Origin of the sequence: Nonomuraea sp. NPDC052129 (genome assembly GCF_040680095.1) — a bacterium.
In the GTDB taxonomy this organism is placed as follows: domain Bacteria; phylum Actinomycetota; class Actinomycetes; order Streptosporangiales; family Streptosporangiaceae; genus Nonomuraea.
This window is the reverse complement of the sequence record NZ_JBFAVX010000019.1, coordinates 90,702-102,121: the sequence shown is the minus strand read 5'-3', so window position 1 is coordinate 102,121 and position 11,420 is coordinate 90,702. Positions and strand designations below refer to the sequence as shown.

Annotated in this window: 13 protein-coding genes; 4 read left to right on the top strand and 9 right to left on the bottom strand. The window is 67.6% G+C overall.

The genetic code is table 11. The annotated features are described in order from the left end of the window. Window positions 1–54: 54 nt before the first annotated feature. Together AB0L53_RS34500 and AB0L53_RS34495 are read right to left on the bottom strand one after the other, a co-directional pair. Window positions 55–927, bottom strand: coding sequence for a LuxR C-terminal-related transcriptional regulator (locus tag AB0L53_RS34500; RefSeq protein WP_364003014.1), 873 nt, complete (start codon window positions 925–927; stop codon window positions 55–57). A 134-nt stretch (window positions 928–1,061) separates the two neighbouring features. Continuing rightward, on the bottom strand, window positions 1,062–1,379 hold the full coding sequence (locus AB0L53_RS34495; RefSeq protein WP_364003011.1) for a DUF4345 domain-containing protein: 318 nt from the start codon (window positions 1,377–1,379) through the stop codon (window positions 1,062–1,064). Window positions 1,380–1,397: 18 nt separating this feature from the next. On the opposite strand from AB0L53_RS34495, the gene AB0L53_RS34490 reads away from it, so the two are divergent. Next, on the top strand, window positions 1,398–1,649 hold the full coding sequence (locus tag AB0L53_RS34490) for a hypothetical protein (protein WP_364003008.1): 252 nt from the start codon (window positions 1,398–1,400) through the stop codon (window positions 1,647–1,649). 208 nt (window positions 1,650–1,857) lie between these two features. Next, a complete protein-coding gene (locus AB0L53_RS34485; protein ID WP_364003005.1) occupies window positions 1,858–3,342 on the top strand; it encodes an alpha/beta fold hydrolase in 1,485 nt (494 codons plus the stop codon). 73 nt (window positions 3,343–3,415) lie between these two features. Here the strand turns inward: AB0L53_RS34485 and AB0L53_RS34480 are convergent, their stop codons facing one another. Both AB0L53_RS34480 and AB0L53_RS34475 read right to left on the bottom strand, forming a co-directional pair. Continuing rightward, window positions 3,416–3,943 (bottom strand): hypothetical protein, encoded by a 528-nt coding sequence (locus AB0L53_RS34480; protein ID WP_364003002.1) that lies wholly within the window; start codon window positions 3,941–3,943, stop codon window positions 3,416–3,418. Between the two features lie 397 nt (window positions 3,944–4,340). Continuing rightward, the gene (locus AB0L53_RS34475; RefSeq protein ID WP_364002999.1) at window positions 4,341–5,267 is read right to left on the bottom strand and encodes an alpha/beta hydrolase; all 927 of its coding nucleotides are present in this window, start codon (window positions 5,265–5,267) and stop codon (window positions 4,341–4,343) included. A gap of 70 nt (window positions 5,268–5,337) precedes the next feature. Between AB0L53_RS34475 and AB0L53_RS34470 the strand changes: the two genes are divergently transcribed. Beyond that, entirely contained in the window at window positions 5,338–6,027 is a 690-nt protein-coding gene (locus AB0L53_RS34470; protein WP_364002996.1) for a helix-turn-helix domain-containing protein, read from the top strand. A 70-nt stretch (window positions 6,028–6,097) separates the two neighbouring features. Here AB0L53_RS34470 and AB0L53_RS34465 read toward each other — a convergent pair whose 3' ends face one another. Together AB0L53_RS34465 and AB0L53_RS34460 are read right to left on the bottom strand one after the other, a co-directional pair. Continuing rightward, window positions 6,098–7,534, bottom strand: coding sequence for an FG-GAP-like repeat-containing protein (locus AB0L53_RS34465; RefSeq protein WP_364002993.1), 1,437 nt, complete (start codon window positions 7,532–7,534; stop codon window positions 6,098–6,100). An 84-nt stretch (window positions 7,535–7,618) separates the two neighbouring features. After that, window positions 7,619–8,179 carry a cysteine hydrolase gene (locus AB0L53_RS34460; RefSeq protein ID WP_364002990.1) on the bottom strand — a complete coding sequence of 187 codons (561 nt, stop codon included), beginning with the start codon at window positions 8,177–8,179 and terminating at the stop codon, window positions 7,619–7,621. Window positions 8,180–8,543: 364 nt separating this feature from the next. Here AB0L53_RS34460 and AB0L53_RS34455 point away from each other — a divergent pair, with 364 nt between their 5' ends. Continuing rightward, entirely contained in the window at window positions 8,544–9,167 is a 624-nt protein-coding gene (locus AB0L53_RS34455) for an alpha/beta hydrolase (RefSeq protein WP_364002987.1), read from the top strand. Window positions 9,168–9,328: 161 nt separating this feature from the next. Here AB0L53_RS34455 and AB0L53_RS34450 read toward each other — a convergent pair whose 3' ends face one another. From AB0L53_RS34450 to AB0L53_RS34440, 3 genes are all read right to left on the bottom strand, one after another. Continuing rightward, window positions 9,329–9,472: a hypothetical protein gene (locus tag AB0L53_RS34450; protein ID WP_364002984.1), complete on the bottom strand. Its 144-nt coding sequence runs from the start codon at window positions 9,470–9,472 to the stop codon at window positions 9,329–9,331. After that, window positions 9,469–10,053, bottom strand: a complete 585-nt coding sequence (locus AB0L53_RS34445) for a nitronate monooxygenase (protein WP_364002981.1) — start codon at window positions 10,051–10,053, stop codon at window positions 9,469–9,471. The genes AB0L53_RS34450 and AB0L53_RS34445 overlap by 4 nt, the downstream gene beginning before the upstream one ends. A 111-nt stretch (window positions 10,054–10,164) precedes the next feature. Next, on the bottom strand, window positions 10,165–11,382 hold the full coding sequence (locus tag AB0L53_RS34440) for a hypothetical protein (RefSeq protein WP_364002978.1): 1,218 nt from the start codon (window positions 11,380–11,382) through the stop codon (window positions 10,165–10,167). Window positions 11,383–11,420 lie beyond the last annotated feature (38 nt).

Sequence of the window (11,420 nt, the reverse complement as noted above, 5' to 3'; positions counted from 1 at the left end):
ACCGCCCGATTCCTGAACCGCCCGATTCCTGAACCGCCCGATTCCTGAACGGCCTTACTCCTGAACACCCAAGCTCACCCCGAGCTGGTACGCGATGACGAGCGTCTCAGGTCTGTTCCGCGCACCCAGCTTCCTGAACAACCGGGCTTGGGTGTTCTCGACCGTTTTGCTGGTGATGCCGAGCGTGCGGGCAGTCTGCCGGATGGTGTGCCCGCTGGCGATGGAGCGGAGGATGTCCCGCTCTCTAGACGTGAGCTCCGGGACGCGCGGGAGGCACTCCGCCTGCCCGGAGAGGTACGGGGAGGTGATGACGAAGCAGTAGCCCCGAGCCACCAGTCTCAGGACCGTTTCCAGCTCCCGGCGGACATCGGTCGCGCAGATGAGGGCACGGGCGCCACGGCGGAGCGCGTCCGTGACCGCGTCGAGGTCCGGCACCGCGGACCGGACGATGATGACCGGAGCGCACAGACGCGTCGGCAACCTCCAGTCCTGTGGAAGAGGATCCACGAGCAGGACGATCAACGGGCCCCGGTGCCGGTGGATCCCGGGGTCGCCGATCACGTCGTTCGTCCGGGTGAAGACGAAGGCCCTGCCAAGCTCCAGGAGCGCGATCCACAACTCGGGGCAGACACCCTCTGGCCGGGCGTGCACGATCACCAGCTCTGAACATCCGGGTTCCGGACGGCGCCGGCGCACGTTCTCGGCATTCTTGGGCACGTCGAACAGGCCGAGGGAGATCCCGCGAGACACCGCATGGATCTGCGAGCTCACGCCAAGTTTCCGGTAGATGTGCCGTTTGTGGCTCTCGACGCATCGCGGGCCGATCCTGAGCAGGTTGGCGATCTCCGAGACGCGGTGCCCACTGCCGATCAGCGAGAGGACGGTGATTTCGGTGCTGGTGAGCGCATCGATGGGGGTAACTTTCACTCGGACCTCCCCGACGGAAGTTCCGTATATAGAGTGAATTGATGCGACATGAATAGTCAAGAAAGTTGGCTATTTGATTGGTGTGCGTGCGGTCGCGGAACCTTCACCGCGGAGGTGCGAGCGGCGCATCGGGCTCAAGCGCGTTCATCACCCGGCGGGCACGGACGCCACGTCGCTACGCGGGGCCGCTCCTCTGCGCCGGCCGGCCACCGCACCGCCCGAGCCGGGATCGGACGCTGCCGCGCAGCCCATAGCCAGGCCAGCCCGTAGCCGACGAAGCCGGCCCCCATGAACGGGCCCCAACTGTCGACCGTCGTGCCGGCGGAACCGGCGCCGGGGATCGCCGCGTTGCCGAGCGCCACGTGGAACAGGCCGATCGCGACGCTGGTCCAGCCCATCAGCTGTGTGGGTATGCGCAGAACCCTGGCGGCGCACGGCTCTTCGCCGCACATCCGTACGCCGATGTGCTGATGGAGGAGGTCGCCGAAGAGGCCGGTGTCTCCCGGGCCAAGAGCGCCCGCGAGGCTGTGTCCGGCGTTCTGAAGAGCTGGCTGGTTTTCGTCCAGGTGCTCTGCGTCGACTGGCTCACCCACGCGACCTGTACCCGCACCGAGCTGCGCGATGTCTGCGTCGGTGCGGTTCTCGGCGCCCTCCGCCCGCTGTTCGCCGAGGGCCTCGCCCCCGACTGGCCGCGCCAAGGGCCCGGCGCCTGGGCGCCCTGAACGACACTGTCTGTTCGGGGTGCGCCGACTTTGTGCAAATTTACGAGTGCAAGTCCCATAAAAGTTCCGCACAAGCCATGATCAAGGTTGGCCGCACGCTCGTAAAACGGGGGGCGTGTAGGCCGACCAAGATTGGAGCAACGTGCGAAGAAGGACAAATCTGCTCGCTACCGCATTTCTAGCACTGGCGGTGGCCTTACCTGTTCCTGTGGCGTCCGCGGCGACCGAGCCGGAAGCCACCATCACCCCGGCCACAGGGCAGAGCAGCATCACCTGGGCGCCCTGTGAGGAGGAACCCAGCGCCGAGTGCGGCAAGCTGACCGTCCCCATCGACTGGTCCAAGCCGAACGGCGAGACCATCGACCTGGCCATCGCCCGGCGCAAGGCCACCGACCCGACGGCTCGGGCCAGCTCCCTGGTGATCAACCCGGGCGGCCCGGGTGGGTCGGGTGTCGAGGCCGTGTACGGCGCTCCCGACTCCTACACCGAGGAGCTGCAGAAGCGCTTCGACATCGTCGGCTTCGACCCCCGGGGCGTGGGCCGCAGTCACCCGGTGATCTGCTCGGCCTCGGTGTACAACCAGATGCCGCACACCGTCATGTCGAGCCAGGCCGACTACAACGCCTGGGACGCCTTCACCAAGAAACTGCACCAGGACTGCCGGGCACGCACCGGCCCCCTGTACGACCACGTCGACTCGCGCAACGTCGCGCGCGACATGGACGCCCTGCGCGCCGCCCTCGGTGAGGAGAAGCTGACCTACTACGGCATCTCGTACGGGACGCTGATCGGTCAGATGTACGCCGAGATGTACCCGAACCGGATCCGGGCCCTCGCGCTCGACAGCAACATGGACCACAGTCTCGGCGTCGCGGGCTTCCTCAGCACCGAGGCGATCGCCATCGAGGACGCCTTCGACCAGTTCGTGGGCTGGTGCGAGGCCGACACCAGCTGCATCCTGCACGGGCGTGACGTCCGAAAGATGTGGAGTGACCTGCGGGCCAAGGCCCGGCGCGGCGAGCTGTACTACCCGAGCGCCCCGGACCGCCCGATGACCGAGCTGCAGGTCATCTACAACGCGGCGCTCGGCACCGAGGGGCCCGACTGGCGCCTGCTGAGCGAGGTCATCAACTGGCTGAGCGGCGGCCCAGAGCCGTCGTGGGTGCCGCCGCTGCCGGGCCGGGGGCCCGTGGAGGGCGACACCGCCGAGCTGCCCACCCGGATCCTCTGCCAGGACTACAACCTCCGGGTGCGGAACTACGCCGAGTACGCCTTCTACATGGGCGTTTCCAAGCGGTTGGCGCCCGACGTGCGGTACCACCCGTACCCGATCGACGACCTGCCCATCTGCCTCAACTCCACGCCGACCAACCCGCCGCACCGGCTGAAGTACACGGGCGACGCGCCGATCCTGCTGGGGAACTCGCTGCATGATCCCGCGACGCCGTACATGTGGTCCGCCAACGCGGCGCGGCAACTCGGTCCGAAGGCGGTGCTGCTCACCTATGAGGGCTGGGGGCACCGCATCTATGGCAAGGACAAGTGCCAGACGGACATCATCGACCAGTACCTGATCGCTCTGACCGTGCCTCCGCCCGGCACCCGCTGCGCTGTGGGCACGCCTGAGGAGAGCATGCGCAAGCAGCAGCAGTCGCCACAGAAGACGTGGCCAACGGACAAACAGCACTGGTAGGTAAACGCGGAGCCGCCGGACCACGGCACACGCCGCGGTCCGGCGGTTTTCTCATGCGGGGGGTGGGACCTCGTCACCTTCCCTGGCGGGCGGCCTTGCCACCGGCGCCGAAGAACAAGACGGTCGCGGCCAGACCCAGCACGACGACGAGCACGTCGGCGACCAGCGTGAGGGTGGGCAGGGTGATGAACAGGTCCACCAGCTTGAACAGGACAGAGACGATGAGGATGATGGTGGCGAAGATCCGGACGGCGCCGCCGCCGCGCAGCGCCAGCCAGGCGAGCAGGACGAGCACGAGCGACCAGAAGATCGTGCTGTAGGCGAGCCCGGAGTAGATCGTCTGGAGCGACTCGAACCGGTCGCTGTGGATGTCGACCTCGTCGAGGCTCACGGGGGCAGAGCCCCCGTCCGAATTCGCGGCGATCTGTTCTTTGATCGCCTCTGCGCCGGAGATGAGGAGTCCGATGGCGCTGATCACGTTGAGCGCCGCGGCGGCGATGGCCGCGTACACCGCTCGGGTTAAGTTCGCCGGCCTCTCGGGGGTCTTGCCGGCGCGCCGGGCTTCGAAGTCGGCGGGTGCCTGGCGTTCGTACATGGCCATGCGGACCTCTTTCAGGAACGTTTTGCGTCTCGACGATGCGGTGATTGCCGACCTGCGTCAGGCACTCCGCGATCGTTAATGCCGTGCGCATTTCGAACGGCCCTGAGAGGTATAGCAGATTCGCCCGACATTCGAGGTCGGTGGCTAATCCCGGAACCGCCGAACGATAGCAATCCGCTCCGTTGGATCGGCGGCGGAAAGCGGCTCTTTAGGTGGCTATTCCAGCGCTCACCTGCGGCGGAAGGTGGGCGGAAGAAAAACGGAAGAGCGATACTTTAATGTACTGCGACGTCAGTCAGGCTCACCTCCGCGATAATCACGTACTGCAAACAGAGCCTGAGGCTCAAGGCCGAATATGTGCGGCATCTCCGCTGAACCGAGCTGGCGGAAGAATGGGTCAGTTCGCGGGTTCGCGATGGCTGCCTGAGGCCAGGCGGCGAACCTCTGTGGCGACCTCGTCCCTGACGGGTTCGGGGAGTTCGTGGCCGACTCCCGGCAAGGCGACAAACCGCGCGCCGGGGATGCGGGCCGCGATGCGACGTCCGGCGTTCGGCTTGATGAGTGGGTCGGCGGTGCCGTGCAGGACGAGCGTCGGGGCCACGATGGAGCAGATCGGTGGGCCGTGCCATTGCGCGCCGATCTGGCGGCTCTGGGATTCCCGGTCATGGACGCCGGCGTCGGCGAGCTGTTCGATCAGCTTGCGGGTGGCCTGTTCGTCCAAGGGATAGGCGGGCGAGGCGAGGATGCGGGCCACCGCGACGCCCGCCTCGATGTCGCCCTCCGGCGTCTCGGGGAACTTCAGGCGGGCGAACCTGGCGAGCGTCCCGGGCCGGATGTAGCGCAGGGTCCCCAGGCCCGCGGTATCCCCGGGGACCGCGGAGACCGTTGTCAAAGTCCTGACGCGGCCCGGATGCCGTATCGCGATGCGCTGTGCGACGGCGCCGCCGAGCGACTGTCCGAACAGATGCGCGGACTCCCACCCGAGAGCGTCCAGGACGGCGGCGGCGTCGTCGGTCATCTCCTCGGCGGTGTACGCCTCGCCGCGCTTGCGGAGCAGTGCGGTGATGGGGCTGCCCGTGGCTGCCGACTCCAGGTGGGTGGACTCTCCCGCGTCGCGCTGGTCGTAGCGGGCCACGGTGAAGCCGTGCGCCGCCAGCGCCCGGCACAGGCCGTCGGGCCACCGGCGGCGAGCGACGCCGAGCCCCGTGACCAGCAGGAGCGGGTCTCCTTCGCGGCCGTCGGTCAGCCGGTCGTAGGCCAGCCGGATCGTCCCGTTCTCGGCCCAGCGGACGGGGGTCCACAGGTCGGCCGGTGCTGCACTCATCACTCCTCCAAAAACTGCAATCAGTGATCGCAGTATTAGCATAGGCGAAGGATCGCGAGAGAGGGCAGGTATGGCCGACGAAACGACAGTGGTGTGGGAGCGTCCCGAACGCGGCGCGCGCGGTCCCGCGCCCGAGCGCAGCCGCGCTCAGATCACCACGGTCGCGGTCGAACTGGCCGATGCGGGTGGGCTGGCCGCTCTGTCGGTCCGGGCGGTCGCCAAACAGCTGGGGACCGGCTCCGCGTCCCTGTACCGCTACGTCTCGAGCCGCGACGACCTGCTTGATCTGATGGCCGACGCCGTCACCGCCGAGGTCGACCTCAGCGCGCCGCTCAGTGGCGATCCAGCCGACGACATGGTCGCGCTCGCTGCCCAGATCAAGGCCCTGCACCTGCGCCACCCTTGGCTGAACGACATCCCGCCCGAGCCGCTGCGGCTGGGCCCGAACGGGCTCGGCTACCTGGACCGGGCCTTCCAGGCCCTTGCTCCCGCGCCGGTGACCGACCGGGCCAAGCTGGAAGCCATCGCTGTCATGAACGCGCTGGCGACCCTGTTCGCACGAACCGAACTGCAGGCCCGGCGCGCGCCGACAGGAAGGCAGGCCGCCCAGGCCGCCTACCTCGCCAGGGCCGCCGCTGAGGGTACGCACAGATGGGTGACGGCGGCTATCGCCGACGGCACCACCAGTGTCCCCTTCCAAGATCCCGATGCCCTGTTCGCACGGATCGCACGACAGGTTCTCACCAGCCTCATCGACTGACCACCCGTCCTCGGGCATTACCTCCTGGCACGGGGGTCCATGTGGCTTGTCGGGCGAAAGCGATGGCCATTCAGTTCAACGAGCGACCGAACCCAGGGTCCTTCCCAGGCGTGGTGGCTTGCTCAGGGCTGATCGACATCGGCTTCGCCGTACTCACGCCTTCGGGTGAGCCTGCCAGCACGACCACCGCCGGCTCGGTCGGGACACCGAGCGCGAGGTCGGCCTGCCCGTCGCGGTTGAAGTCGGACAATCGCAGCGCGGCGCCGAACGGCTGACCGTCCTGCGTAATGCCCATGTCACCCGGCTTGAGCAGCTGGGCTCCGGCGTCCGGCAGACGGTCCTTTCCCCCGTACAGCAGGAAGACCGCGCGTGATGCGCCGACCGCCACATCCGCGTACCCGTCGCGGTTGATGTCGCCGACCGCGAGATTCCCGCCGAACCCATCGCTGTCCTCGGGATCCTTCGGTACGCCGGGAGAGCTCTGGGAAACCGGCACGCCCTTGTCCTCCGGTCCTGTGGCCGAGCCGCGGTAGATGAAGATCTGGCCGCCAGGGTCGTCCGCGTCGGCATAGCTGTTGCCCGCGATCACATCGCCGAAGCCGTCTCCATTGACATCGCCGACGGACAGGGATCCCACCCCCCATGCGTCGAAGGTGGGACCGGCCACGTCCGTCAGCCCGCCGGAGGAACCTCGGTAGACGGCCCCCGTACCCTCATCGGCCGGATCGTCGTCAGAGAAGGCGACCACGAGATCGTCGACCCCGTCGCCGGTGACGTCGCCCGAGGCCAGCGCATTGATGGCACTGGACTTCCTGAGCAACCGAGGCCGCGATGGACGCTGCCGTATTCGACTGCCTCCATAAACCACCCAAACCGCCTCAACCGTCGCCACTCCCAAATCCTGGTAGCCGTCCCCATTGAAGTCGCCCGCCGTCAGCAGCTGCCCGAACGCCGGGTCTTCGTGCGTGAGCCGAACCGTCGACCGGCCGGACAGTCCTCGCTCGCCGCCGAAGATGATCGTCACAGCGGCGGGCAAGTCGGCGCGTTCGTTGTTCGCGCCAACGGCGAGGTCGGCGTACCCGTCGCGATCGAAATCGCCGCCGGCAAGCACCGCGCCGAAACTGTCGCCCTTGGCCGAGACGCCCGGCAGACCCCCTCGCCCGGGCTGGAAAGAGTTCCGGCCATGCGTGCCGAGTCCGTCGGCTCCGCCGTATGAGACGACTACATATCCGGAAACCGTGGGATCTTCTTCGTCCGACCACCACCCCGGGGCACCGATGGCGAGGTCGGCATAGCCGTCACCGTTGTAATCGCGGGCCTTCACCGTGTCGCAGCCCACCCGACATTTTCCGTGTGTCGCGGGCGTCTTCAGCGGAGCTCCCGCCGGAGCCGGCGAATGGGTCGCGGAGGGATTCTTCGCAGGTTCAGCCGCTGGAGGCTCGGCCGAACACGCGGCCAGGCTCACCGCGACACCCACGGCGACCAACCCGCGAACGATCATCAGCATGATCGGCAGCATAGGCCGATCTGGAACGAACCGCCGCTAAAGACGCCGAGCGGAGCGGACCGGCCCCTCCCTGCTGACGGCTGGTCACAGGCGGGCGGTCCACTCATGGCTCGTGAGGACCTCGACGCCCCTGGCCGGGAAGACGCGGTTGATCAGGAAGTCATGCACGTCCGGTTCCCCGTCGGCGCAGGCGTCGCTGAGCACGGTCAGGCGGTAGTCGCGGTCGGCGGCGTCGTAGAGCGTAGCGGCGACCATCGCCCCGGTCGCGACACCGGTCAGCACGATCGAGTCGATGCCCTGGGCGCGCAGGAGCAGGTCGAGGTCGGTCGCCGCGAACGCGCTGGCGCGGCGCTTGAGGACAACGGCCTCGCCCGGCAACGGCTCGATGCGCGGGTGCACGAGAGTCTCGGGGGATTCTTCGTGGAACAGCGTCCCCGCCCCGTGCAGGGCGCTGATCAGCGGGTTTCCCGCTGCCAGATCAAGTCCTGAGGCCCGGAGCCCGAAACGTATGAAGATCACGGGGATTCCGGCGGCTCTGGCCGCGGGGAGAACCCTTTCCATGACGGGAAGCACGTCGGCAGCGAAGGGGTAATTGTCCACGATTCCCGCCTGCAGGTCGCCGACGATGAGCGCGGTGGTGGTCATTCGGTTTCCTTGTCTGTACGGCCGTATCCATGGCGTTGTCGTCGAATCTAGGGGACGCCGACCTCGACTCCGAGGTGCTCCATGACGGTCCGGAGGCGCGGGAGAAGAGAAACGGAAGCCTTGGCTGCGAAGCTCGATCAAATCCCCAATGATCGGAGCACTGTGCGGAGACACATCGCACTCCTGATTTCCTTACTCGCGCTCACTGCCTCAGTCGCGCCCATGGCGTCGGCTGAGGCCGGCACGACCTCGATCTCGTGGCAGCCGTGTACGGAAGATCCAGCGGTCGATTGCGGAACGCTGCTACAAGCAGGACTGCCGAGCCCGCACCGGCCCGCTGTTCGACGATTCCTTCCACGAGTTCGTGAAGTGGTGTGACAAGACCGCGTCGTGCGCCCTGCACGGCAAGAACATCCGCACCTTCTGGGCCGACCTGCTGGCGCGCGCCGATCGCGGCGAACTGCACTACCCGGGCCAGCCGGACACCCCCCTCACCAAACTGCTGCTCATCTATGAGGCGACGGGCGGGTTCTTCGGTCCCGACTATCGCGAGTACGCGGCGCACCTGGCGAGTTCCCGCCGCTTCGCTCCCGACATGCAGGCCGGTCCTGAAGCGCTGGCCACGATGGCCGCGTGCCTGGGACAGCGGGCCCCGATCCTCAATCCGCAACACCGCCTGCGCGTGTCCAGCCCCACGATCCTGGTGGCCAACGCCCTGCATGACCCCGCCACCGGCTACAACTGGGCGGTCAGCACGGCTCAGCAGCTTGGCCGCGCGGGAAGGCTGTTCACCTACGAAGGCTGGGGCCACCGCATCTACGACCATGGAGAGTGCGCCGTCAACGGCATCGACCGCTACCTGGTCTCCCTCGAACCGCCGGCCGCGGGCGCCAGATGCCCCGCCATCCCGCCCACCTCAACCAAGGTTTCCGGGTACAAGCCGCTCCCCGGCCCCGTTCCCGGCCTTCCCGGCTGGGTGAAGTCGTGACCTCATAGCTCAAGCAGCGGCAGCTGCCGCAGAAGACGTGGCCAACGGACAAACAGCACCGGTAGGTAACCAGAGCCGCCGGACCACGGCACCCGCCACGGTCCAGTAGGTAAGCAGAGTTGCCGGGCCACGGCACACGCCGTGGTCCGGCACCGTTTCGGTCAGCGGCTTCCCGCTCGGGCCAGTGCGTCCTCAGCCTGCGCGGCGAGGGCTCCGACAAGGTCGGCTGCGGAGGGCAGGTCGTTGATGAGATCGATGGCCTCCCCGGCCCACATCGGCAGTGCGGGGATCTCGCCTCGTGTCACGCCATCCTGGTACGCCTGCTTGCGGCCGCCAGCACCGGCACCGGTGCCGCCAGGTCCACCACAACCGGCACGAACGGCAACGTGGAGCGCCCGTGCCGAGCGCCATGCCCACCGCTTTCGACCCCCTGCGCCACGATGACATCGGCGCCCAGGTCCACCGCCCGCCTGGCCTCCTCCAGATCGGTGACCTGAATGATCAGCGCCGTGCCCGCCCGGCGAACGGGCTCGGGTCTCCGAAGGACAGCATCACCGCCCGGGGGGCGTACTCCAGGGCACGCTCGACCGCCCCAACATCGATCTGCCAGGTCAGGAAACCGATGCCCCATGGCCTTCCGCCGGAGCCCTCGGGCAACGATCGGCACCTCGCGGGCCAGCCAGTCCGGATCGCCGTTGCCGCTGCCCAGCAGTCCGAGCCCGCCACCCCGAGAGACGGCCGCCGTCAGCGCACCACCGGCCGACCCGCCCATCGGCGCCAGGGCAAGGGGGTGCTGCACGCCGAACAACTTCGTGAATGCTGCGACAGCGCTATAACTACAATGATCACCCTTTACTGGCTTGTACGCGGCGACCGTCCTGCGCATGCCGCGCAGGACGAGGAGACGATCGCCGCGGTGCCAGCGCCGGCGAAGGGTTGATTCACCTGACCACGTACATGCTCAGCCAGGAGAAAGGGCCTATGTGGGCTGCATCGCTCACGGTGACGCCGGCTCCGGGAGCCGACCGAGGATCCAGGTGCAGAGTTCTTCGGTGATCTGGGTGTGCGCCTCGTTGTCGGACGCGCACAGGAACTCGTCCAGCTCGCTTTGCGACGGGCGCAGGCTGCCGATGTTGGCGTACACATCGTCCTGGTTGTCGAGGTCTCGGATCGCCACGGCGCTGACCGCGGGGACAAAACAGATGGAGCGGTAGTACACCTCGGCCTGACCGTGCTTGTTCAGGGCGTCGGCCAGAATGCCGAAAGACTCCAGCGTCCCGCCCGGTGCGCCGTCCAGCTCGGGCAGCCCGCTGGTACGGATGTCCTTGTTGGCGCCGAGGATGCTTCTGAGCACGGCCACCTGCTGGTCATCCCCGGTGGACTGGGTGTAGAGCACGGTGCCGTTGAACACCAGGCCGGTGCACTTGAGCGCTTCGACGCCGGCCGGAACCCCGTTGCCGGTGCCGTTTCCCATACCGTTGGCGACCCCTATCTTTCTCGGGACGCTGGGCCATGAGCCGACCGCGCGGAGCTGGTCGAGGAATTCGGTACGCAGCGTGTCCTGCTGGGGTTCGCTGCCGACCTCGGAGATGTGACGGAACAGCAGCTGGCGCGCGGCCGGGCTGTTGATCTGGCGGGAGAAGACGGGGTTGGCCGGCCTGAGGAAGTGCGCGAACGCCTGCAGGGAGATCGGGATCCACGCGCCCCGATGCGGACTGTCGTAGGAGACGTAGAGAGCCGTCTGATGGTCGAGGCCGTCATGCTCCATCTTGGCCAGGGCGTAGCGGGTGACCAGGCCGCCCATGCTGAATCCGCCGACGGTGAGCGGCGTGTTCCCGTACCGTTCGGCGAGCGTCTGGGTGATGGCGGCGATCGCGGTCTGCGCGTTGTCCAGGATCGACGCGCTGCGCTCGGCGAAGCCGAGGATGACGAGGTCGCGGCCACGGCGGCGCAGCTCGCTGATGAGGGGGTAGTCACCCCGCTCCAGGAAATGCCAGGACTCGTGCAGGTTGGACGGACCTGTGTTGAAGCCGTCGGCGAGGATGACCGGATTGACCAGGCTCTGGTGGCCTTCTCCGTAGTACACCCAAGCGGTGCCACCGGGAAGCTCCCACATCCTGTCCGGTGTGGGTGCCGGTGCGGAGACCTCCAGTGGCGCGATCAGCCTGATCGGCCCGATGGCCTGCTCTGCCTTTACTGCCTGCTCTTCGCTCATCCGTTTCCCTCTCCGGTGCGCACAGGTGATCCGGCGGC